The organism is Acinetobacter sp. ANC_7635 (genome assembly GCF_056779945.1).
The window spans coordinates 24,226-46,927 of record NZ_JBWYIS010000010.1; the positions used below are offsets into that span (position 1 = coordinate 24,226).

Below are 22,702 nucleotides of genomic sequence, written 5' to 3' on the forward strand. Positions count from 1 at the left end.
ACTTTTCCTAATTTGAATAGAGAAAATACTTGTTAGATGATCCGATTATTGACCTACAACACTAAAAAAACATTGATGTAAGTCACGGAAATAAATGTCAGAATTGCGAATTAGTGTTTAGGCTCTTGAATGAATATAAACTGAATTCATTTGTTGTAGTAGGAGTTTATTAGAAAAAATAATATTATTAATACATAAGCTTAGGTTGATTTTGTTGTATGGATGACCATATGTTTAATTTGAATTTATTCAATTTGAATATGCACTAAAAATATGTCACTAAAATCAATTCGAAGAGATTTAATCGATATTCTAGACAGAAAAAAGTGCAATTTAAAAAATTGCACGGTTCACAAGGCACTAAACGTGTGCAAAAACTAAATAAAATCTTTTAATTCTGGACGCACACCATTCCAAATCGCGAATGATTCAATCGCTTGTCCAACGAGCATTCCAAATCCTTCTGCAGTCGGAATTCCACGCTTTTTCGCTTGATCAAGGAAAGTTGAAGGTTTGCCATAGGCCATTTCATAGGCATATTTGAATTTTAACTGTTGAGGTAGATTGATTGCATCGCCAGATAAGCTTGCCGAGGTAGCATTAATAACAATATCAAATTCACCTGCTATGTGATCAAGACCACAAGCGTTTAGCTCTAGATCTGGGACAGCAGGTTGTAAGTCCTGAATCAATTGCTCTGCGCGAGCAACCGTTCGATTAGCAATCATGATTTTATTTACACCAGCTTTATGCAGTGGATAAATCACGCCACGTGTTGCACCACCTGCGCCTAAAATAAGCACGCTTGCTTGCTCAAGAGGCCAATTTAAATGTTGAATGGCTGCAACAAGTCCTTGGCCATCGGTATTGTCGCCATGCAATACACCATCTTTCATCCATAGTGTATTTACTGCTTTTGCAATTTTGGCACGTTCAGTGAGTACATCACATTGTGCAAAAGCTTGTTCTTTAAACGGCACCGTGACATTCAGACCAATACCACCAGCCTTAAAAAATTCATTGATACTCTGTGTAAAACCATCGAGAGGAGCAAGGCGTTTGCTATATTCAAGGATCACCCCAGTCTTTTGTGCGAACGCATGATGAAGCTCTGGAGATCGAGATTGTTCAATGGGATTTCCAATTACGGCAAATTGTTTGCGCATTGCTCTAATTCCTGATGAAGAAGTGGCAAACAATATACGTCAAATGCAGAAAGTTCCCAATATGAACATATTCAATGAAGTGTATTAATGACTTGGGTTACAAATTTCAAATAGGGTATGAAGTAAAATATGCGCAATGTTGAGCAGTAGACCAACAGCTGCAAACACCATCAAGCTAAAACCAAAGCTATCATTGAGTAGTGTTTCTGAAAATATAGTGGTACTGATTGCACTCAAAAGAGCAATAACCAGTGTCCAAAATACGACAACACGTGCGCGAATAGAGTTGTGTTGCATATCGATTCCTTATGCAGAAGTAAAAACTTCCATGAGTAATACAAGTAAGAATTGATTGTACAGTACTTTGCTTAAATTAAACTTAAGAGGTGTGTCAGAAGTGTGACAAAATTTAATCAATTTTATCTATTGTGCCTTTTTTTTTAAGAGAATGTAATGGAATTATTCAATTTCGTTAGACAATGGGATGAATATATTGCTCAACAAAAAAGCCCTGTTTTAACAGGGCGAGTGATTTACATTTAATGCAGTTCAGCGAGCCAATCTCTCGGTTTTAAATAGTAGTCGGTTAATTTTTTTTCAGCAGAGCCTTCATCCCATTCAGGTCTGTATTTCCAACCCGTTAATGGAGGAAGACTTACTAAAATAGACTCAATTCGACCGCCAGTTTGTAATCCAAATAACGTCCCTCGATCGTAAACTAAGTTATATTCCACATAGCGCCCACGACGATACAATTGGAAATCGCGTTGAGCTTCACTATAGGGTTTATCTTGATTACGTTGGAAGATTGGTAGAATCGCATTGAGATATCCATTGCCTACAGCTTGCATGTATTTAAAACAAGTTTCGAAATCCCACTGATTTAAGTCATCAAAAAATAACCCACCGACACCACGTTGTTCATCACGATGCTTCAAATAAAAATAATCATCACACCATTTTTTATGATCTTGGTAGACATGATCGCCAAAAGGTGCACAAAGATCGTGCGCAGTTTGATGCCATGATTTAACATCTTCATCATTCGGATAAAATGGCGTTAAATCAAAACCGCCGCCAAACCACCAAATAGGATCTTGTCCTTCTTTTTCTGCGACAAATAGTCTTACGTTGGCATGTGAGGTCGGCACATTTGGATTTCTAGGATGGATCACTAAAGAAACCCCCATGGCTTGTGCTTGTGCGCCAGCTATATGTGGGTGCCGTTCGGTAGCAGATGCTGGTAACTTTGAGATATTGATGTGCGAGAACATCACACCACCTTTTTCGATCACTGTACCATCTTGCAATACGCGTGATCTGCCACCACCACCTTCGGGACGTTCCCAATCATCGATCTCAAATTGGGCATTACCGCCACCTTGTTGTTCTTGTTGTTCAAGCGCAGCACAAATTCGAGTTTGTAAGTCGAGTAAAAATTCACGAACACGTTGAATATCTGCAGAAGTCGGGTGTGACATACCAAGCCTCTTGGGCAATGAAAAACTAGCTACATCAAAACATAAATTGTATGAAAGATTAAGGTGATTTTATCGATATAGCAGATCGAGATTTAAGTTTAGTCAGGGTAAACGTACTTTGTGATTTGAATTTGCTTATGAATCCTGATCAAGATACTAGGTTGAATTAAAAGAATAAGCTCCTCAAAATAGGACGACTGAAAGCAGTTAAGCTTTTAATATGTGGTGATTTTGAAGGTGGGGATATGTTCGAAAACGTTGTTTCACTGGTGCAAAAATATAATGTTCCAGGTCCTCGATATACGAGCTATCCCACAGTTCCGTATTGGGAGCAGTCGACTTTTGATCGAGTACTATGGCAGCAAAAACTAAAAATACGTTTTGATAAATCGAATAGCCAACATGGTATTAGCCTTTACATTCACTTACCTTTTTGCGAGTCCTTATGTACTTTTTGTGGATGTCATAAAAAAATCACTAAAAAACATGAAATGGAACAGCCCTATATTTTGGCTCTGTTAAAAGAATGGAAATTGTATTGTGAGTTATTTGTAGAGCGTCCTTTGATTAAAGAGATACATCTAGGCGGAGGGACACCTACATTTTTTTCTCCTCAGCATCTTAAACAGTTGATTGATGGGCTTTTAGCGTTATCAGCAGTAGCTGAAGATCATCAATTTAGTTTTGAAGGACATCCTAATAATACTTCCTACGAACATTTAAAGACGCTGTTTGAATTGGGTTTTAGACGCGTTAGCTTTGGTGTGCAGGATTATAATGAAACCGTGCAGAAAGCGATCCACCGAATTCAACCTATTGAACACGTAAAGCAGGTTACAGAATGGGCGCGTGAAATTGGTTATACGTCTATTTCGCATGATTTGGTCTACGGGCTGCCCTTTCAATATTTAGATGATGTTTTAAACACAATTGATCAAACCATTCAAATTAAGCCAGATCGTTTAGCCTTTTACAGTTATGCACATGTACCATGGATCAAAGGTAATGGGCAACGTGGTTTTAAAGACCATGATGTTCCGCGCGATGAAGAGAAAAGACAGTGTTATGAGCAAGGAAAACAAAAATTATTGTCTGCTGGATATCATGAAATAGGGATGGATCATTTTGCGCTTGAGCATGATGATATGTATCAGGTATTTCAAGCCCAACAATTACATCGTAATTTTATGGGATATACCGTTTCAAAAACAGAAGTGATGATTGGCTTAGGGATGTCAGCTATTGGCGATTGTTGGCAAGGTTTTGCCCAAAATGAAAAGACGCTTGAAAATTATTATGCTCGATTAGAACAAAATGAAATTCCAGTTTTTAAAGGTCATCTTTTAACAGAAGAAGATTTGAAAATCAGAAAACACATTTTAAATCTCATGTGCCACTTTGAGACGAATTGGCAAGGTGACATGGATTTTGCACAGCGACCACAAGTTTTAGAAGATTTAGCTGAAATGCAAAATGACCAACTTGTGAAGATGAGTGAATATGGATTGAAGGTAACGGAAGCTGGAAAACCATTTGTACGAAATATCTGTATGGCTTTCGATTTAAGGTTAAAAAGAAACAAACCTGAAAATCGGATATTTTCGATGACGATATAGTCATCTTCACAAATTAGATTGAGTCTAAGTGAAAAAATACCCCTAAGCATTGGGGTATTTTTTTACAACGATTAAATTATGCTGTAGTTAAAAATCATCCTTTTGATACATATGTGACATGCGCTCATGTTTGGTTTTTAAGTATTCTTCATTGAATTTATTCAAACCGACCGTTAACGGGACACGATCAACCACATCAATTCCTAAATCAGTTAAAGCTTTAATTTTGAGAGGATTATTCGTAACCAGTTTGACTTTTTTCACTTGTAAGTGATCCAGCATGATACTGCACATATCGTATTTACGCGCATCAGCGGGTAAGTTGAGCATCAGGTTGGCATCCACTGTGTCATGTCCTTGATCTTGCAAGGCATAAGCACGAATTTTATTGGTTAAACCAATACCACGACCTTCTTGACGTAAATATAAAATTACGCCTTGTCCTGCTTCGTTAATCAGTTTTTGAGTTGCTTGAAGTTGTGGGCCACAATCACATTTTAATGAAGCAAAAGCATCACCTGTTAAACATTCGGAATGGATTCGTACCAAGACAGGAGAGGTGGGTGCTGTATCTAATCCTTTTGACAATGCTACGTGTTCTTCACCTGTTTTAGGATCTTGAAAAACAGTGATTTTAAAATCACCAAAGGCAGTGGGTAATTTAGATGTGGCAACAAACTCTATAGGCACAGCGACTTCCATTACATGTTCATAATTTGGCTAAAGTATAGCTGAATGATCAGACCATAGTTGAGTATCATTGTGCAAATTTACACAGAAGATTTCCTTTTTTTTGCAAAGCACAAGATAATAGTTGATAAGTAGCATCGATATTCAGGATAATCTAGCTACCTAACAACGCCCGTTTAGCGAAAGCTCAACACTGGACCAATATAAATGTGGTTGATTTAAGGTGTTTTTTTTCGATTTCTCGATCAATAAGAAGAATCGAGCTAACCCATTTACCTAGCTTAGGATTTGCCAGGCTTTAGAAGGCATTGCCACATATGTTGTATACCGAAATACCTAGTCAACGTCCTGTTACGCCTTTGTTGGATGCGATTGATCATCCAATGCAATTGCGTCAACTAGCCAAAGAACAATTGAGTCAAGTGTCGGACGAGCTACGTCAATTTATTTTGTATGCTGCTGGACAAAGTGGTGGGCATTTCGGTGCCAATCTGGGTGTAATCGAATTAACTGTTGCTTTGCATTATTGTTTCAATACACCACATGATCGTCTTATTTGGGATGTGGGTCATCAAGCATATCCACATAAAGCTTTGACTGGACGTCGTGAGCAACTAACAACAATTCGTGCAAAAAATGGCTTAGCGGCGTTCCCCGCTCGTGAAGAGTCTGAGTTTGATACTTTTGGTGTGGGCCACTCATCAACTGCTATTTCAGCGGGTTTGGGAATGGCTTTAGCTCGTCGTTATCAAAAAGATCCTTGTGAAGTGGTTGCAATTATCGGTGATGGTGCAATGACAGCAGGGATGGCATTCGAAGCCATGAATGATGCTGTTGCACATAATGCTGATCTCATGGTGGTACTGAACGATAATGATATGTCGATTTCATGTAGCACGGGTGGTTTTGCAAAACATTTGGCTGCTATTTGGGAAAAAGGGCAATCTGTACACATTGATGAGCAGGGTAATCCATTTATTCGGGATTATCCTGAGTGGGACTACACTTCACGCTTACATTGTGCTGCTACAGAGGCTGCAGATAACTTATTTAAAGCGATTGGATTTGACTATTTTGGTCCATTCGATGGTCATAATGTCGATGAACTTGTTAATGTATTTAGTGCCTTAAAAAAACGTAAGGGGCCGCGCTTAATTCATATCTATACCAAGAAAGGTAAGGGCTTCGCACCTGCTGAAGTAGATCAAATAAAATATCACGCAATTGCTAAATTAAATGCTGCATCAGCTTCAACAAAAGCACCCAAATATTCTGATGTTTTTGGGCAATGGTTGTGTGATGAAGCCCAGTTGGATGATAAGTTGTTAGCCATTACACCTGCCATGTGTGAAGGTTCAGGTATGGTGCAATTCGCCAAACAATATCCTGATCGTTACTTTGATGTGGCAATTGCAGAACAACATGCAGTGACCTTAGCTGCTGGTATGGCATGTGAAGGTTTAAAACCAGTAGTGGCAATTTATTCAACCTTCTTACAGCGTGGTTATGATCAGCTCATTCATGATGTGGCATTACAAAACCTTGATGTCACATTTGGTATCGATCGTGCAGGTTTAGTAGGTGAGGATGGACCAACTCATGCTGGTGCATATGATTACGCATTTATGCGTACAGTTCCGAATATCGTGATTATGGCACCAAAAGATGAAAATGAATGCCGTCAAATGCTACATACCGCTTATTTGCACCCGGGTCCTGCTGCAGTACGTTATCCACGCGGAAATGGTTTAGGTGTTGAAATTCAAAAAGAACTGACAGCGCTTGAAATTGGTAAAGCTGAGTTAACTTTGGAGCTGAATGTAAAAGCCGAAGAAGTGATTACTATTTTAGCTTTCGGTAGCCGCGTGAGTGTTGCAGAAAATGCTGCTCAGCTTTTAGTTGATCAATTGGATGTTGCAGTACGCGTTTTGAATATGCGTTTTGTTAAACCCCTAGATGGTCAAATCATTCGACAATATGCAGATCAAACCCAACTTTTTGTAACGGTTGAAGAGCATGCAGTCATGGGTGGTGCTGGAAGTGCTGTGAATGAATTTATAATGGCCGAACACATTCTCAAGCCAGTTTTGAACATAGGCTTACCTGATCAATTCTTAGCACAAGCCAGTCATGGTGAGATGCTTAAAGATTGTGGATTGGATGCAGAAGGTATCCAATCTTCAATTCAACAAGCTTGGTTAAAGCTTGTACAGGTGGTTTAAATACAAGTCATAAAATTTTAGAAACATTTTTTACCTAAAAGCGCCGATATTTGATAAAATGTCGGCGCTTTTATGCATTATTCTTTATCAGTATCTTCAAATTTGTAGTGGGTGTTCAATGGAACCTATGGTGGTGATGGCTGCGCGTGCGGCTCAAACAGTTGGTCAAGAGCTTTTAAAAGCGCATCAGAATCGTCATAAACTTGATCTGCAAGTTGAAGAAAAAGGTATCGAAGGTCCTGTGACTCGCGTTGATCGCTATGTTGAAGAATTGACGATCGATATCTTGCGCAAAAGCTATAAAAATCACAGCTTCCTTGGTGAAGAGTTTGGTATGCAAGAAGGTAAAGGTCACGATGCTGATTGGTGTTGGGTGATCGATCCTTTAGATGGTACTTTAAACTTCATTAATGGTGTCCCACACTTCTGTATTTCTATTGCAGTTCAACACAAAGGCGTGACTCAACACGGTGTTGTGTATGACCCAATCAAAGATGAATTGTTCTCTGCGAGTCGCGGTCGCGGTGCAATGATGAACCAACGTCGTATTCGTGTGAATGTAAAAGATAGTTTAGATCGTACATTCTTGGCTGTTGGTCATGCATATCGTGCTAAACGCGATGGCGAAGTAGTTTCTTATGCAAAAAATCACTTCGATTCTTTGTTGGCAGTATCTGAGCAAGGTGCTCAATTCCGCCGTTTAGGTTCGGCAGCACTTGACTTAGCTTATGTTGCTGCTGGTCGTTACGATGGTTATTTCGAACTTGGTTTGAAACCATGGGATATCGCAGCGGGTGAGCTAATTGTTAAAGAGGCTGGTGGTACAGTAGTTGATGCGCGCGGTGGTTCAAATTCAATGGAAAATGGTCAAGTCTTGGCTTGTTCTATGAAATTATTGAAACCATTGATGCAAGCAGTTGTCCCAGCTTGGGGTGCTGCTGCTAAATAAGCAGATCAAATTTATGAAAGCTCCCTAACTGGGAGCTTTTTTATGTCCAAAACATGATAAATTTGAATATTTGTACTTGAATGCACCAAAAAGCAATTAAACTTAATGACTTTATAAAAAAATCTGTTATACTCCGCGCACGCACTAAATTTCGTTCATTACCTGAACATTTCTCTTCTATATTGTGTATGCGCGTCCGGTCCAAAGAGAGGACATTATTTCGCGCCCCACCCAATCGCTAAAAGCGATTCCTTCAGGTTCAGGCTGTAATCATGTGTGCGTTATACGCATCGTCGTTCTCGGATCGCCGCTGATTCTATATTTTCAGCGATTATTGCTGTACCGCTTTTTGCCGATGTCCATCAGACTTTATTTAATGGAGCACCCAATTTTCGGGTGAAAAACTCTATGAGCAAAACTTTTGCTGATTTTCCACTACACGAATCACTTCAACAAGCATTACAAGCATTAGGCTTTACATCGCCTACTCCTGTTCAGGAACAATCAATTCCTGCTGCTTTAGATGGTAAAGATCTTTTAGTATCAAGCCAAACAGGTTCTGGTAAAACTGCTGCATTCTTATTACCTACACTTCACGCTTTAGCGGGTAGTGAAGATACGTTGCTTTCTTTCAAAGAGCGTATGCGTGCTGTAACTGCACCTACAATTTTAGTACTTTGCCCAACACGTGAATTGGCTCAACAGGTCAGCCAAGATGCGATTGCATTTGTACGTCACATGAAAGGTGTTCGTATTGCTGCGATTATGGGAGGTATGCCTTTTGGTAAACAAATCCAACAATTAAAAGGTGCACAAGTTGTTGTAGCGACTCCAGGTCGTTTACTTGATCTTGTAAACCGTCGACAAATCAAATTGGACAAAGTTAAATCATTAATCGTAGATGAAGCAGACCGTATGCTTGATCTTGGTTTCTCTGAAGATTTAGAGGCGATCAGTGATTTAGCGGGTAACCGTGATCAAACATTAATGTTCTCTGCGACTTTCGCACCACGTATTATTACGTTGGCAGAACGTATGATGAATGAACCAGAACGTATTGCGATTGAAACTGGTCACACGACGAATACTGACATCACTCAGACTTTACATTGGACTGATGGTTTTGAGCACAAGAAAAAGCTTTTAACACATTGGTTAAATGAAGAAGATCTTGATCAAGCTGTTGTATTTGCTTCTACGCAAGAAGATACAGATATGCTTGCAGAAGAACTGTCTGAAGCTGGTCTTTCAGTTGTAGCACTTCATGGTGCAATGCCACAGACTGTACGTAACCGTCGTTTGCGCAGCATCCGTGAAGGTCGCGCAAAAATTTTAGTTGCAACTGATGTTGCAGCACGTGGTCTAGATGTACCAACAATTTCACACGTGATTAACTTTGGTCTTCCAATGAAGAACGAAGATTATGTACACCGTATTGGTCGTACAGGTCGCGCAGGTCGTACTGGTAAAGCAATCACATTAGCGACTTACCGTGAACGTGGTAAAATTCGTGCTTTAGAAGACTACTTAGATGCACGTCTAGAAGTTTCTGAAATTGAAGGTCTTGAGCCATCTCCACCTCCAGCACGCGGTAGTCGTGATGGCGCTGGTCGCGGTCGTGGCCGTGGTGGTGAAGGCCGTGGCCGTGGTGGTTTCGGTGGTGGTCGTCGTTTTGAAGGTGAATCAAACTTCAAACGTCGCGAAGGTAACCGTGATGGCGAACGCCGTTCGTTTGGTGAAGATCGTCCACGTCGTGAATTCAATGGTGAGGATCGTCCACGTCGCGAGTTTAACAACGACCGTCCACGTCGTGAATTTAATGGCGAAGATCGTCCGCGTCGCGAGTTCAACAACGATCGTCCACGTCGTGAATTCAATAGTGAAGATCGTCCACGTCGCGAGTTTAACAATGACCGTCCACGTCGTGAGTTTAATGGCGAAGATCGTCCACGTCGCGATTTCGGTGACCGTCCGCAACGTTCATTTGATGATCGTCCAAAGCGTGATTTCGGTGATCGCCCTCGTTCTAACGATGACAATCGTGGTAACCGTGTAGATTATAAACCTCGTGAAAACAGTTTTGGTGACCGCCCAAAACGTGATTTCGGTGACCGTCCAGCACGTCGTGAAGGTGGTTTTGATCGTCCAAAACGTACATTTGGTGATGACCGTCCAAAGCGTGAATTCAATAGCGATCGCCCACGTCGTAAATTTAACGACTAATCGGTAAAGCTAAATAAAAACCAGCCTTCGGGCTGGTTTTTTATTGCTCATATAAAAAAATCTGTTAGAATAAAAGTGAATAAGTTCACATTATTTATGGTAAATGTAAAATATGAATAATAAGATTATAATGATTGAGACGAAGCAAATGAATGTTGGTGCAATCATGATGTACGTGTTCTTTTTATTGGTATTACTTAATCTTGCCTATTACTTTTTTAGTATCACATTATAAATTTATAAAAAAGAATAATTTCAAATCATTGTTTCATAAATAAAACACATCTTTCTATAAGCAAAATTAATAAAAATGATCAATAATGCTACAATGTCCGCTTAACCTTGTATTTTATAAATAACATTTAAATTCAGTTATTTCAGAGTATAGTATGCAAGCTGAAAAATTGTAGGAACACGCTCAGCTATGAATAATCAAATACAAATCGATGAGCAAGCGTTGATCGAAGTAAAAAATTTAAGCTTTAATCGTGGTGATCGTGTTATTTACGACCAAGTCAATTTAAAGATTCGTAAGGGTCAAATTACTGCCATTATGGGGCCTTCAGGGACGGGGAAAACCACGCTTCTTAGACTCATTGGGGGGCAACTTGTACCTGATGCAGGCGAGGTCTTGTTGGATGGTAAAAATATTAGCCAAATGAGTCGTCAGGAATTGTTTAAAGCTCGTGCTCGTATGGGGATGCTCTTTCAGAGTGGTGCGCTTTTCACTGATATGACTGTCTATGAAAATGTAGCTTTCCCTATCCGCGCCCATACTCAATTGCCTGAACATTTGATTGCAGAACTGGTCGCTTTAAAACTCGAATCTGTGGGATTACGTGGCGCTGAGCAAATGATGCCTTCTGAGCTTTCAGGGGGGATGAATCGCCGTGTGGCGTTAGCTCGTGCAATCGCACTAGATCCAGATTTGATTATGTACGATGAACCATTTGCTGGTCAGGATCCCATCGTAATGGGGGTTTTAACCCGATTGATTCGTTCTTTACGAGAAGCGTTAGACCTAACGACCATTATCGTGTCTCACGATGTTGCTGAAACATTATCGATCGCAGATTACATTTATGTGGTTGCGGAAGGTAAAGTACAAGGCGAGGGCACACCTGATCAGTTAAAGAATCATAGTTCGCCTTTCGTCCGTCAATTCTTAACAGGTTCGGTCGAAGGTCCTGTGGATTATCAATTTAGTCATCAAGCATATTTAAGTGATGAGGTGCGTACATGAATGCGATAGCCTCACTAGGTAGACGCGTTATAGAACGTGTTCAAGGTATTGGCGTTGCAGCCATTATGCTAGTTCAAATTTTATTTTCGATACCGACTTGGATTGGAGTCAAACTCTTTATCTATCAAATGTATCGTGTTGGCGTATTATCATTGCTTATCATTGTGGTGTCAGGGCTGTTTATAGGTGCAGTCTTGGGTTTACAGATGTATAGCATTTTGGTCACTTTCGGCAGTGAAGCGATGCTTGGTGCAGCAGTTTCGTTGACCTTGTTGCGTGAACTTGCGCCAGTGGTTGCTGCACTTCTTTTTGCGGGGCGTGCAGGATCTGCTTTAACCGCCGAAATTGGTTTGATGAAAGCGACTGAGCAATTGTCTAGTATGGAAATGATCGGTGTTGATCCACTTAAACGCATTATTTCACCACGTTTATGGGCGGGTATATTTAGTTTGCCTATGCTTGCCGTAATTTTTGCTGCTGTGGGGATCATGGGCGGAAAAATGGTCGGTGTGGATTTTTTAGGTGCTGATGAAGGTTCGTATTGGAGTGGTATGGAAAGTGCCGTTCAATTTTATAAAGATGTCTTTAATGGCACGATCATCAAAAGCTTTGTATTTGCTTTAATCTGTACGTGGATTGCCGTATATCAGGGATATTCATGCGAGCCTACATCAGAAGGCATTGCGACAGCAACAACAAGAACGGTAGTGTATTCATCACTATGTGTTTTAGGATTTGATTTTGTTTTGACTGCGGTCATGTTTGGAGGTGTGTAATGAAATCACGTACGAGTGAGCTCGCAGTTGGAATATTCGTGATTCTATTTGGTTGTGCATTATTTTTCTTGGCAATGAAAGTAAGTGGCTTAGCTGGGACAAATTTAAAAGACAGTTATAGCATGACCGCAACTTTTGATAATGTGAATGGTATTAAACCACGTGCTAAAGTTGCACTGAGCGGTGTAAAAGTTGGTGAAGTTGAGTCAATCACATTAGATCCGTTAACACGTCTTGCAACAGTGAAAATTAATTTAGATGGTGAGCTGACATCTTTCAATGATGAACAACTTAAAACTGTGCAAGAAGGTGCTTTAGAAGAGTTGCGTTATAGCAGTGACTATGAAGCTGCGACGCCATCGCAACAAAAAGAAATGGAAAAGCAACTGATCGCTAACATGAACTCCATCACCAATATTGATGAAGATGCTTACATTATGGTAGCGACAAATGGCTTACTGGGCGAGAAGTATCTCAAAATTGTTCCAGGTGGTGGTTTAAATTATTTAAAACGTGGTGATCAAATTGGCAACACACAAAGCACAATGGAAATTGAAGACTTAGTGTCTAAATTTGTGACAGGTGGTGCTGGTGATTCAGCTGCGAAAAAAGATTCAAATGGTTCATCAGATGCAGAAACTGTGGAGTTCACAGATGAAACTGCTTCTTTTGTTGAATGATTAAATAGAGGAAAAATAAATGAATACGTTCGTCAAGCAAACACTGACTGTTAGCGTTTTATCGACGATGATTGCGAGTACAGCATTTGCTGCACCTACGGAGACTCCTCCTGCATTTATCAAAAAAGTAGCTGATGGCTTAATTTCACGTTTAAAAGCAGACCAAGCTAAGTTACAAAATAACCCTGCTGCGGTACGCGCAATTGTTCGTCAAAATTTAGATCCATATATTGATTCGCAATCATTTACTCGTATCGTGATGGGAACTTATGCGACGAATCAATATAGTAATGCTGCTCAACGCGCACAGTTTGAGAAGAACTTCCGTGAAACATTGATTGAAAACTATGGTAGTGCTTTCTCTAAGTTTTCTAATCAGACATATACAATTCGTCCCTATAAAGCATCTAACACTAAAAACCCTGTTGTAACGATTGATTTTATTAACAAAGGTGAGAAGATCCCTGTATCGTTCCAATTGGCTGATAAAGGTGATCAGTGGAAGATTCGCAATATCAACGTTTCTGGAATTGACTTAGGTTTGCAATTCCGTAATCAGTTTGCTGCTACTGTGAAGCGTAATGGTGGCGATATCAATAAAGCAATTGCAAACTTTAAGCCTGATGCTGAAGCTGCAGTTGAGAAAAAATAACAGAGAACAATTGTGATTTCACTCAAAGATCAAGAAATTATAGTTTCTGGAAAAATTAGTTTCGACAATGCTGAACAGTATTATCAACAAGGTTTAATGTTGATTCAGCAGGCAAAGCAGTTTCCACTTACTGTAAATTTATCAGGTCTTGAACATGGTAGTACTCTGGCGCTAGCTGTTTTAGTGCGTTTATTGCGTCAAGCACCTGGAATATCGAGTTTACAGTTTAAATCTGTGCCAGAAAAAATGATGAAAATCATTCAATCTTGCCATTTAGAAAATGATTTAAAATTGATTTGATTGAAAAATAAAAAAGCACCTTAGGGTGCTTTTTTATCGCTTTAAAATAGTAATTTACTCAACAGAAGGTACTTCATACGTTGTTTAAAAAACACAACATCCAAGCGTGCTCAAATCCATTTTTTCCATCTAAAATAAATCAGTGGTCCAAATAAGAATACTAGGATAATCAGACTGACAACAACAAAGCTCGTCGTTCCTTGAGCAAAGGGCAGTACATCAGTGTTCATACCATAAATACTGGCCACCAACATCGGGGGAGCAAGCATGCTAGGTAAAATCGAGAATCGACGAATCGTATCATTCTGTTCAGTATTAATGAAACCCGAAGTGGTATCCAATAGGAATCGAACCTTTTGGAACAAGAATGCATCATGTTCTACTAATGAGCGAACATCCTCACTGAGTTCTCGAATATCAGCATCATAAATATGACTGCCTAAGGCACGAGGTCTTGCTAAGAAGGTCAGAACGCGGCGTAAGTCAATCAAACAGAGTTGTGCTTTACCCAACATATCTTCTTTTTGAGCAAGACGGGTAATCATATCATCGAGATCAAGAATTTGTTCACGGTGGCGAACATTCAATACTTCTGTAGAGTAGAGTTCTAGATCCTTGTGGATATCTTCTAAGATATCCGCAAGCTCATCGAGTTTAGCTTCGAGTAAACCCAAAAGTATCCAAGTCGGATCTTTATAGTCAATGTCGTAATCATTACGGCGAGCACGTGCTCGAAAGGCACGGAAAGCAACGAGCTTTTCACCACGTAAAGTAAATAGTCGATCTTTATGTAAAATAAATGCAACGGTTTGAACCGTTCCTAGCATATTGGATGACTCTTCAGGGTCACCATCGACTTGGTAGTTTTTATTTTTCGTTAAAAAATACGTACTGATATGTAAAATGCCATCATCATCACGGTAGAATCGTGCAGATGAAGAAATATCTTCTAATGATTTTAGTGTTGGAAGATTTTGTTTATAGGCATCTAAAACCCATTCTTGCTCATCTTGAGAGGGTGCAATTAAATCGATCCAAACCAATTCAGGGTGTAAATCAAACCCACCATTGATCGTTGCATCTTCTAGACTACCGCGCTCTGTGGCATAAAAGGCTTCAAGCATTTTATCTTTTCTCCCTTGCGCAGTTTGTGTGTGAACGATGGGTGTATTTTAGACAAGGATGCCATGAAAAAAAACTGATTCCATCATTAATTAGGTTAAAAAACACAGAACATATCATTTTAATTGTTGTTATAAAAACTTAAGGCTAATTTTAAATGAATTCTATTGCAATATTTTGTGGTTCAACATTAGGTTCCGATCCTGTTTATGCTGATGCAGCAAAGAAAACAGGGAAATATTTAGCGCAACAAGGCAAGAACTTGGTGTATGGTGGCGGTCGTTCAGGATTAATGGGGATTGTTGCGGATAGTGCATTAGAGGCTGGTGGAAAGGTCATTGGCGTGATTCCACAAGGATTGGTGGATCGTGAATTAGCACATCCAAATTTGACTGAACTTCACGTTGTTACCAGTATGCATGAGCGTAAAACGCTGATGGCAGATTTGTCGGATGGTTTTATTGCCTTACCGGGTGGTGCAGGAACAATTGAAGAAATTTTTGAACAATGGACATGGGCGCAACTCGGTATTCATCTTAAACCTTGCGCATTTTTAAACATTAACGGGTTTTATGATGTTCTATTACAATTCATTCAACATACGACAGATCAAGAGTTTACTCGAGCTCGCTTTACCAATGCATTAATCAATTCAACTTCAATCGAGGATATTGTGTCAAAATTCGAGTCTTATCAGGCACCACAACCGAAATGGGGTGTCCAAGATCGAGAAGATTTGGTGAAACTAGATACATGAGCAAAGTCATTACTGTCGCAGCAGCGATTATTTCCAATGAGGATCAGCAGTTGTTGTTGGTTCGAAAAAAGAATACCCAGTTTTTCATGCAAGTTGGTGGGAAGTTAGAGGAGAATGAGCCTTCTGAGGACACGATTCTGCGAGAAATTAAAGAAGAAATTGGCGCTGAGGCAGTAATAGATCAATATATAGGTCGTTTTGAAACCAAAGCTGCAAATGAAGCGGATCATCAGTTGATTAGTTATCTCTATCGAGTTCAGCTTAAACAAGAGCCTCATATTCATGCAGAAATTGCTGAAATGAAATGGATCGATTTAGATGATGATGCTACGCCTTTAGCACCGTTAACTCGAGAAATCGTGATTCCTTGGTGTAGGCAGCATTTTAATGCCAATTAAAACTTAAAGTGACTGTGTCAATATTCTGCGGCTGCAATGCATGCGATCTGAACGTTCTGACAGCCGAGCTTTTCTAGTGCATTGGCCAACGCATTGACTGAACTCCCTGTGGTCACGACATCGTCAATAATCAGGATATTTCTAAACTTTCCTTTTTCTGAACGTATTGGTTTGAATTGAGATTGAATATCCTCGATTCTTTCTACACGTGTTAAGCCTTTCTGTGAGTGTTGTGCTGAACGTTCAATTGGCTGCCAAATGGGTATTTGCAGTTTTTTGGAAAGCATTTTTCCGATGACCATCATTTGATTATAACCACGCTCTTTCAAGCGCTCGTTTGAAATAGGCATAGGTACAATCGCTTGAAAACGTTTCAGTTTAAGTTCTAGCAATGTGTGTGCTAGAAAAGTTTGATAATGAAGTTGTTGTTCATATTTGAATAAGTGAATAATGCGATCTATAGGAAAGCTATAGTCGAAACAAGCATAAATATTTCTTTCATGTCGATGAATGAGTGAAGGGCTTTTCCATGGGAGCATTGTCCAACAGTCATCACATAATCTGTGGGTTTGAGTTGGAGAGAATCCACATAATTGGCAAGCGCGTCGTGATAATAATGTGTGATAGAGGTTATGAATAGGGCTCAGCATCATGGCTCAAGTTATTTTTATTGTGAGTACCTATGATTATAGCTGAGCTCGTTGATTAAGGAACATATTAAACATACGCATATCTAGGTGCTTCTGGTAACCATCGTTTAAGAAGAGCATCCGCTTGATGTGGGTAATCTTTTAAAATTTGAGTCGCGACATAGTGCGCTTGAGTTAACAGATGGTCATCACGTTCCAATTTAGCCACGCGAAAGCCCATGTCTCCAGTTTGTTTCGTTCCTAACAGTTCGCCTGGGCCACGGATTTCCAAATCTTTTTCTGCTATTAAAAAGCCATCATTGGTTTCACGCATAATGCGTAAACGCTCTTGTCCATTCTGCGATAAAGGACTTTTATACAATAATGCGCAAAAACTTGCTTTAGCACCTCGACCCACACGCCCCCTTAATTGATGTAGTTGAGATAGACCCAGTCGCTCCGCATTTTCAATGACCATGATGGATGCATTTGGTACATCCACTCCAACTTCGATCACAGTTGTTGCGATCAGCAGTTGTAATTGATTGTCTTTGAACTGTTGCATGACAGCTTGTTTTTCATCAGCTTTCATTTTGCCATGAACCAAACCAATATTGAGGTGCGGAAAGCGTTCTTTAATCTCCTGATAAGTCGCTTCAGCAGCTTGGGCATCTAACGTCTCTGATTGTTCCACTAATGTACAGACCCAATAAGCCTGCTTACCTTCAGCGCAGTTTGTCGCAATACGCTGCAGGACCTCTTCACGACGATCGAGTGGAATAGTGACTGTTTGGATTGGGGTACGCCCTGGGGGTAACTCATCAATCACAGAAGTATCTAAATCTCCGTACGCTGACATTGCTAACGTACGTGGGATAGGGGTGGCGGTCATTACTAACTGATGTGGTGTCGTATCCTGTGCCCCTTTATTTCGTAATGCTAGACGCTGGTCAACTCCAAACCGATGCTGTTCATCAATGATGACAAGACCCAATTTATGAAACTGGACGTTATCCTGAAATAGTGCATGAGTGCCGACGACCAATTGGGCAGAGCCTTCTCTAATCTGCTGTTCTGCAGCAGCGCGTGCTTTCCCTTTTTGTTTGCCTGATAACCAAGAAACTTGGATGCTGAGTGGTTCGAACCATTTTTTAAAATTTAAATAATGTTGTTCTGCGAGGATTTCAGTCGGTGCCATAAGAGCAACTTGCCATCCCTCTTCGAGTGGATGACATGCCGCAATGCCTGCTACTAGGGTTTTGCCTGCGCCTACATCACCTTGCACCAGTCTGAGCATCGGTTTGTTTTGTTTAAGATCTTTCACAATTTCATTTGAAACACGTTTTTGAGCATTCGTCATTTCAAAGGGAAGTGTGGAGAGAAGTTGTTTGGCAAATGTTCGACTGGCTGAAAATGCAGGTGCGGAGATCTGTTGAATGTATGCACGACGAGTCAACAAACTAATTTGATGACTGACTAATTCTTCAAAGATGAGACGTTGCTGCGCAGGATGCTGCCCTTCAGCCAGTTGCAACATATTGGCATCGGTGGGAGGGTGATGAATATATTCTAGTGCTTCTTTTAAAGCATACCCATTGGTAAATTTTGCAGGAATCAGTTCTGGTAAATCATGGGCATGTTGTGCTAAAGCTTGTTTAATATATTCGCGCAGTTTAGGTTGAGTGAGTCCTTCCGTTGATGGGTAAATTGCGGTTAGCTGCGTTTTTGGAAGTGGGGTATGCTCCGTAATCAATTGAATTTCTGGGTGATACATTTCTAGGCCACGAGCGCCTACTCGGACTTCACCAAACACTCTTAAACGATTTCCAGGCTTTGCGCGATCCATCAATGCTTTATAAATATGATAAAAACGTAAGGTGACTTTTCCAAAATCATCTTGTAATAATATTGCCATGGATTTGCGTTTACCGGGCGGCATATCCATTGATGCGACAGTGCCTTCAAGTAAATAGCTTCGACCTACTTGAAGTTGATTCATGGGCACAATAGTACTGCGATCTTCATAATCTCGAGGCAGATGAAACAAAAGATCATCCGTATTCCAGATATTTAATTTTTCGAGTAAAGCGGCAGCGGCGTTTCCTACACCTTGCAACTGATGGACTGCAGTCATGTCCCCTCAACTTTGCTTAAATTGACTTTATAACACTAGAGAATAGGTCTTACATGCATATTCTATTTATCGGTTATGGTAAAACATCCCAACATGTTGCTAAACAATTATTTCAACAAAGACATCAAATTACCACAGTCAGTTTAAGCAGGAAAGATCAAGCAGGTGCTATGCATCTTCAACAAGATATACACCAACTTGATTTATCGACATTGTCGCCTATTGATGCAGTATACGTGTTGATTGCACCCAAAGACCCATCACTAGACGGGTATAAAGCTGCTTTCATAGATGCGATTCCACATATGAGAAATCAGCTGGCATTGCATCCCATCCAAAAGATTATTGTTGTCTCATCAACACGCGTTTACGGACAAGATCAAGGGGAGGAGATTGATGACCAAACAGAGATCAATCCGAAAGATGAGAAAGCATTAGTGTTAGCCACAATGGAGAAACTTTGGCAAGACGCCTTCCCACAGCAATGTATCATTGTGAGACCCACTGGTATTTATGGCGTATCCGTGAAGAGAATGATGCAGCTTGCTCAAAATACAATGACCTATCCCAATGTGCATTGGTCGAATCGAATTCATATCGAAGATTTAGCGGGTTTTCTTGTCCATTTACTTCACGTGGAACATCCAGAAAAAACTTATATTTGTAGTAATAATCAACCCATTCCATTACATGAAATTATTCTGTGGTTCCAAAAGCAGTTAAACATCCTTCCATTAAAATTATTGAGTGAGGCACAGCATGGAAAGAAAATTTATGCCTCTCGAATGTTAAGCACTGGTTTTAAATTGAAACATAATCAATTTTTTAAGGATTATCGAGAACTCATTTAGGCATAAAAAAACCCTCGCTGGGGAGGGTTTTAGATACTATTTTTTCTTGCGTTTTAAGCGTTTTTTGGCTTGTTGATCAGCAACTGCATCCAAAGCTTCTTTGAGCTCTTCATCGTTAAATGAAGTGATATGTTGCAACATTTGTAAGGTTACATCATCTAGTACCAAGTTGGCATATTGAGCAACCTCTTTGAATTGTGCATCAAAGACTATTGCGCCTTCTTCGTTATTACTGATATAGCCTTGTTGAGTCAGAACTTTGATAAAACTTTGGAAGAGCGCTTTATCAAAGAATTCAGGTGAGTTGAACTCATAAAGTACAGATAAACGCTGACCTAATAGATGGCTTAAATCTTCGACCTGCTTGGTCGTAATATTTCCAGAGCCACGTTGAGTAATTAGGGCAAGTGTCATGTAGTAGCGTTCAATACTTTGCTTCACTGGAGCAGCAAGCACGACTAACTGATTGTGTTGTTCAGAGTTAGGTGCAGGGCTACATAAATTTCCATGTTCATCAATCGTAATCAACTGTGCTTCTACCAGACCTTGAACATAGTTACAGATCTGTTCTTTAAGCTCATCCGTATTCCACTTAAGGAAAAGTTCAGCTTTCAAGAATGGATAAAGTGTACGAATGACATTAATCAAATCGCCCTGTGAAATTTTACCATTGTGCTCGACCATCGCAGCAATCAGTGATGGCAAGACATAAGCATGCAAAATATTATTGCGGAAATATGTCAGTAATACTGCTTGACCATCTTCAATCGCAATGATGTCGCCAAGGACATGTTTTACACGCTTAATCAACTTGAGTTTTAAACCATAAGCAATGATTTCTTTACCAGACAGTGGTGTGATTTGAACTCGATGATCATAAGGTAAAGCTGTTAGAAGATTGCGATAGGTATCTAACTGTTTAATACAAATCTCTTCATCAAGCGTGTGCTTGGAAGTCGATAGAAGAATAAGTGACAATAACGAAACTGGGTTGATAACAGCAGCACGGTTAATATTTTCAAGAATTGCATTTGCTGAGGTGTTGACTGCATCAGAAACTTCTTGAGGAATCGGGTCATCATTCTTCTCAATTTTGATATGTTCAGCACCATGCTGTTTCAAAATCTCATCAAGGAAGACGGGTTCACCAAAGTTTACGTGTACTTTACCGAAGATGCGTTCAATCTTTCTTAAGGTTTGTAAAATACCAAAGATAGATTCGGCCTCTTTAGGCTTACCATTCATTTCACCGACGTAAGTTGCACCTTCCATCAGGCGTTCATAACCAAAATAGGTCGGGACAAATACAATAGGTTTAGCACGACCACGCAAATGACTATGCACAGTCATTGCCAACATACCTGTTTTCGGCGGTAATAAACGTCCAGTACGTGAACGTCCACCTTCAATAAAGTATTCTAATGGCGTGTTGCGCGATAGGATACTGTATAGATATTCTTTGAATACAGTGGTGTATAACGCATTTCCACGGAAGGTTCGACGTATAAAGAATGCACCGCCACCACGTAAAAGCTGTCCAACGAATGGCATATTCAGGTTATCACCTGCAGCAATGTACGGTACCATCATCCCACGCTTATAAATCACATAAGAGAGTAATAGGTAGTCAATATGGCTACGATGACAAGGTGTATAAATAATTTCGTAGTCTTTCGCTAATTCACGAACTGTATTGAAATTATGTACTTCTACGCCGTCATAGAGTTGAGTCCAAAGACGCGTCAGGGCTTGTTCTGCAAAACGTACGGTTGCATGAGAATAGTCTGATGCAATTTCATTCACGTAGCCGATCGCACGGCGCTCAGCTTCAATCAAACTGATTTTAGAGCGAATACTTTCTTTGCGAATTCCGTCCTGAACATCTTGAGATTTAATCAATGATTGCATCACGTTTCGACGATCTGACAAATCTGGACCTAATACAACTTCACGCTGACGATCTAGATAATCATTGAGTTGATTGACGATATATGTTGCAGGAGACAAGTTTGGATGTGTTACACGTGCGTAATCTACCAATTCGCGCAGTGATTTTGGTTCATGAAATTCAAGAAAAGATTGGCGACCATGTAAACCAATATTCATCAGTTGTTTAACAGTACTTGGCGTTGCCCAAGTGTCCGTAAATAGCAATTTAAATAATGAATCTTCTTTGTCCGGTGAGCGGCCCCACAATACAGTCACAGGTATAAGTTCAATGTCAGTATCTGGATGCTTATCCAATATCTCGATCAATCTGAGGAGACGAGGTGGAAATGCATGGGGTGGCGGATTAAGTAAGTTTGTTTCATCTTGGTGTTGTAAAAATAATACAGCAGCTTTCTCTTTATGGTCCCCGATCATGAGTGGGTCAAGTGCTGGCGCGAGATTTAATCGACGAGTTTCGCCGTCAACCACTAACGCATTACTACGCGAGTAATTTTGTAATACATAGCACACCACTTTTTTGTGAGTCGTATTATTTTCAGTGGGTGGTGTTGAAGGTTGGGTTTCAGTAGGAACCTCTCCAAGAACATGCGGTGTTACTACGAGGTCAAGCAACTTACTGGAAAGTCGACGATACATTTGACCAAAGCCATTCTTGGACATACATACTCCTAGCCAAAGACGAATTTCGCATGACGCGAATGAAGGCAATTATTTTCTTAAATCTGTGATCAAAACAATATGTCATTTTCTAACAAAATGCACAGAATTTGGATGAATTTTCGTTAATAATCGTATTTTTAGCCAAAATATCAAATTTGTTTTATGACAATATAGTCAAGCAAAGTTTAGTTGTTTACTCGGAA

Annotated in this window: 20 protein-coding genes; 12 read left to right on the forward strand and 8 right to left on the reverse strand. The window is 40.0% G+C overall.

All coding sequences use genetic code 11. From position 1 onward, the window contains the following. Nucleotides 1-377 precede the first annotated feature (377 nt). The 3 genes from aroE to hemF all read right to left on the reverse strand — a co-directional run bounded on the left by aroE (nucleotide 378) and on the right by hemF (nucleotide 2,647). On the reverse strand, nucleotides 378-1,166 hold the full coding sequence (gene aroE / locus AC1M89_RS11035; RefSeq protein WP_481592055.1) for a shikimate dehydrogenase: 789 nt from the start codon (nucleotides 1,164-1,166) through the stop codon (nucleotides 378-380). An 84-nt stretch (nucleotides 1,167-1,250) separates the two neighbouring features. Beyond that, entirely contained in the window at nucleotides 1,251-1,463 is a 213-nt protein-coding gene (locus AC1M89_RS11040; protein WP_035265018.1) for a hypothetical protein, read from the reverse strand. 242 nt (nucleotides 1,464-1,705) lie between these two features. Beyond that, nucleotides 1,706-2,647 (reverse strand): oxygen-dependent coproporphyrinogen oxidase, encoded by a 942-nt coding sequence (hemF, locus tag AC1M89_RS11045; protein WP_035265021.1) that lies wholly within the window; start codon nucleotides 2,645-2,647, stop codon nucleotides 1,706-1,708. A gap of 245 nt (nucleotides 2,648-2,892) precedes the next feature. On the opposite strand from hemF, the gene hemN reads away from it, so the two are divergent. After that, a complete protein-coding gene (gene hemN, locus AC1M89_RS11050; protein ID WP_481592054.1) occupies nucleotides 2,893-4,263 on the forward strand; it encodes an oxygen-independent coproporphyrinogen III oxidase in 1,371 nt (456 codons plus the stop codon). Between the two features lie 87 nt (nucleotides 4,264-4,350). Here hemN and ribA read toward each other — a convergent pair whose 3' ends face one another. Beyond that, nucleotides 4,351-4,953, reverse strand: coding sequence for a GTP cyclohydrolase II (gene ribA, locus AC1M89_RS11055; protein WP_180028265.1), 603 nt, complete (start codon nucleotides 4,951-4,953; stop codon nucleotides 4,351-4,353). 317 nt (nucleotides 4,954-5,270) lie between these two features. Here ribA and dxs point away from each other — a divergent pair, with 317 nt between their 5' ends. From dxs to AC1M89_RS11095, 8 genes are all read left to right on the forward strand, one after another. Further along, nucleotides 5,271-7,175, forward strand: coding sequence for a 1-deoxy-D-xylulose-5-phosphate synthase (dxs, locus tag AC1M89_RS11060; protein WP_481592053.1), 1,905 nt, complete (start codon nucleotides 5,271-5,273; stop codon nucleotides 7,173-7,175). A gap of 118 nt (nucleotides 7,176-7,293) precedes the next feature. Next, a complete protein-coding gene (locus AC1M89_RS11065; RefSeq protein WP_035265030.1) occupies nucleotides 7,294-8,124 on the forward strand; it encodes an inositol monophosphatase family protein in 831 nt (276 codons plus the stop codon). Nucleotides 8,125-8,532: 408 nt separating this feature from the next. Then, on the forward strand, nucleotides 8,533-10,347 hold the full coding sequence (locus AC1M89_RS11070; protein WP_481596539.1) for a DEAD/DEAH box helicase: 1,815 nt from the start codon (nucleotides 8,533-8,535) through the stop codon (nucleotides 10,345-10,347). 424 nt (nucleotides 10,348-10,771) lie between these two features. After that, nucleotides 10,772-11,590, forward strand: a complete 819-nt coding sequence (locus tag AC1M89_RS11075) for an ABC transporter ATP-binding protein (RefSeq protein WP_035265033.1) — start codon at nucleotides 10,772-10,774, stop codon at nucleotides 11,588-11,590. After that, nucleotides 11,587-12,366, forward strand: a complete 780-nt coding sequence (gene mlaE / locus AC1M89_RS11080) for a lipid asymmetry maintenance ABC transporter permease subunit MlaE (protein ID WP_481592051.1) — start codon at nucleotides 11,587-11,589, stop codon at nucleotides 12,364-12,366. Before AC1M89_RS11075 ends, mlaE begins: the two co-directional genes overlap by 4 nt. Then, nucleotides 12,366-13,046: an outer membrane lipid asymmetry maintenance protein MlaD gene (mlaD, locus tag AC1M89_RS11085; protein WP_180028249.1), complete on the forward strand. Its 681-nt coding sequence runs from the start codon at nucleotides 12,366-12,368 to the stop codon at nucleotides 13,044-13,046. The genes mlaE and mlaD overlap by 1 nt, the downstream gene beginning before the upstream one ends. Before the next feature lie 19 nt (nucleotides 13,047-13,065). Then, nucleotides 13,066-13,698: an MlaC/ttg2D family ABC transporter substrate-binding protein gene (locus AC1M89_RS11090; protein ID WP_035265038.1), complete on the forward strand. Its 633-nt coding sequence runs from the start codon at nucleotides 13,066-13,068 to the stop codon at nucleotides 13,696-13,698. 12 nt (nucleotides 13,699-13,710) lie between these two features. Then, the gene (locus tag AC1M89_RS11095; protein ID WP_481592050.1) at nucleotides 13,711-13,998 is read left to right on the forward strand and encodes an STAS domain-containing protein; all 288 of its coding nucleotides are present in this window, start codon (nucleotides 13,711-13,713) and stop codon (nucleotides 13,996-13,998) included. Between the two features lie 110 nt (nucleotides 13,999-14,108). Here the strand turns inward: AC1M89_RS11095 and AC1M89_RS11100 are convergent, their stop codons facing one another. Then, a complete protein-coding gene (locus tag AC1M89_RS11100; RefSeq protein WP_035265042.1) occupies nucleotides 14,109-15,122 on the reverse strand; it encodes a CorA family divalent cation transporter in 1,014 nt (337 codons plus the stop codon). Between the two features lie 155 nt (nucleotides 15,123-15,277). Here AC1M89_RS11100 and AC1M89_RS11105 point away from each other — a divergent pair, with 155 nt between their 5' ends. Both AC1M89_RS11105 and AC1M89_RS11110 read left to right on the forward strand, forming a co-directional pair. Beyond that, nucleotides 15,278-15,877 carry an LOG family protein gene (locus tag AC1M89_RS11105; protein ID WP_481592049.1) on the forward strand — a complete coding sequence of 200 codons (600 nt, stop codon included), beginning with the start codon at nucleotides 15,278-15,280 and terminating at the stop codon, nucleotides 15,875-15,877. Continuing rightward, nucleotides 15,874-16,275, forward strand: coding sequence for an NUDIX hydrolase (locus AC1M89_RS11110; protein WP_481586778.1), 402 nt, complete (start codon nucleotides 15,874-15,876; stop codon nucleotides 16,273-16,275). Before AC1M89_RS11105 ends, AC1M89_RS11110 begins: the two co-directional genes overlap by 4 nt. A 17-nt stretch (nucleotides 16,276-16,292) precedes the next feature. On the opposite strand, the gene AC1M89_RS11115 is transcribed toward AC1M89_RS11110, so the two are convergent. Continuing rightward, a complete protein-coding gene (locus tag AC1M89_RS11115) occupies nucleotides 16,293-16,925 on the reverse strand; it encodes a ComF family protein (RefSeq protein WP_481592048.1) in 633 nt (210 codons plus the stop codon). A 67-nt stretch (nucleotides 16,926-16,992) separates the two neighbouring features. After that, on the reverse strand, nucleotides 16,993-19,038 hold the full coding sequence (gene recG, locus AC1M89_RS11120; RefSeq protein ID WP_481592047.1) for an ATP-dependent DNA helicase RecG: 2,046 nt from the start codon (nucleotides 19,036-19,038) through the stop codon (nucleotides 16,993-16,995). A 53-nt stretch (nucleotides 19,039-19,091) separates the two neighbouring features. Between recG and AC1M89_RS11125 the strand changes: the two genes are divergently transcribed. Continuing rightward, nucleotides 19,092-19,889 carry a Rossmann-fold NAD(P)-binding domain-containing protein gene (locus tag AC1M89_RS11125; RefSeq protein WP_481592046.1) on the forward strand — a complete coding sequence of 266 codons (798 nt, stop codon included), beginning with the start codon at nucleotides 19,092-19,094 and terminating at the stop codon, nucleotides 19,887-19,889. Between the two features lie 36 nt (nucleotides 19,890-19,925). Here the strand turns inward: AC1M89_RS11125 and plsB are convergent, their stop codons facing one another. Continuing rightward, nucleotides 19,926-22,499: a glycerol-3-phosphate 1-O-acyltransferase PlsB gene (gene plsB / locus AC1M89_RS11130; protein ID WP_035265057.1), complete on the reverse strand. Its 2,574-nt coding sequence runs from the start codon at nucleotides 22,497-22,499 to the stop codon at nucleotides 19,926-19,928. Nucleotides 22,500-22,702 lie beyond the last annotated feature (203 nt).

Bases quoted from the DNA above. Each gene is read 5' to 3' on its own strand.
- AC1M89_RS11070 (WP_481596539.1), top strand. From the start codon at position 8,533: ATGAGCAAAACTTTTGCTGATTTTCCACTACACGAATCACTTCAACAA.
- AC1M89_RS11090 (WP_035265038.1), top strand. From the start codon at position 13,066: ATGAATACGTTCGTCAAGCAAACACTGACTGTTAGCGTTTTATCGACG.
- AC1M89_RS11125 (WP_481592046.1), top strand. From the start codon at position 19,092: ATGCATATTCTATTTATCGGTTATGGTAAAACATCCCAACATGTTGCT.
- aroE (WP_481592055.1), bottom strand. From the start codon at position 1,166: ATGCGCAAACAATTTGCCGTAATTGGAAATCCCATTGAACAATCTCGA.
- mlaD (WP_180028249.1), top strand. From the start codon at position 12,366: ATGAAATCACGTACGAGTGAGCTCGCAGTTGGAATATTCGTGATTCTA.
- hemF (WP_035265021.1), bottom strand. From the start codon at position 2,647: ATGTCACACCCGACTTCTGCAGATATTCAACGTGTTCGTGAATTTTTA.
- AC1M89_RS11105 (WP_481592049.1), top strand. From the start codon at position 15,278: ATGAATTCTATTGCAATATTTTGTGGTTCAACATTAGGTTCCGATCCT.
- AC1M89_RS11100 (WP_035265042.1), bottom strand. From the start codon at position 15,122: ATGCTTGAAGCCTTTTATGCCACAGAGCGCGGTAGTCTAGAAGATGCA.
- AC1M89_RS11110 (WP_481586778.1), top strand. From the start codon at position 15,874: ATGAGCAAAGTCATTACTGTCGCAGCAGCGATTATTTCCAATGAGGAT.
- recG (WP_481592047.1), bottom strand. From the start codon at position 19,038: ATGACTGCAGTCCATCAGTTGCAAGGTGTAGGAAACGCCGCTGCCGCT.
- mlaE (WP_481592051.1), top strand. From the start codon at position 11,587: ATGAATGCGATAGCCTCACTAGGTAGACGCGTTATAGAACGTGTTCAA.
- AC1M89_RS11075 (WP_035265033.1), top strand. From the start codon at position 10,772: ATGAATAATCAAATACAAATCGATGAGCAAGCGTTGATCGAAGTAAAA.
- AC1M89_RS11040 (WP_035265018.1), bottom strand. From the start codon at position 1,463: ATGCAACACAACTCTATTCGCGCACGTGTTGTCGTATTTTGGACACTG.
- hemN (WP_481592054.1), top strand. From the start codon at position 2,893: ATGTTCGAAAACGTTGTTTCACTGGTGCAAAAATATAATGTTCCAGGT.
- dxs (WP_481592053.1), top strand. From the start codon at position 5,271: ATGTTGTATACCGAAATACCTAGTCAACGTCCTGTTACGCCTTTGTTG.
- AC1M89_RS11065 (WP_035265030.1), top strand. From the start codon at position 7,294: ATGGAACCTATGGTGGTGATGGCTGCGCGTGCGGCTCAAACAGTTGGT.
- AC1M89_RS11115 (WP_481592048.1), bottom strand. From the start codon at position 16,925: ATGCTGAGCCCTATTCATAACCTCTATCACACATTATTATCACGACGC.
- plsB (WP_035265057.1), bottom strand. From the start codon at position 22,499: ATGTCCAAGAATGGCTTTGGTCAAATGTATCGTCGACTTTCCAGTAAG.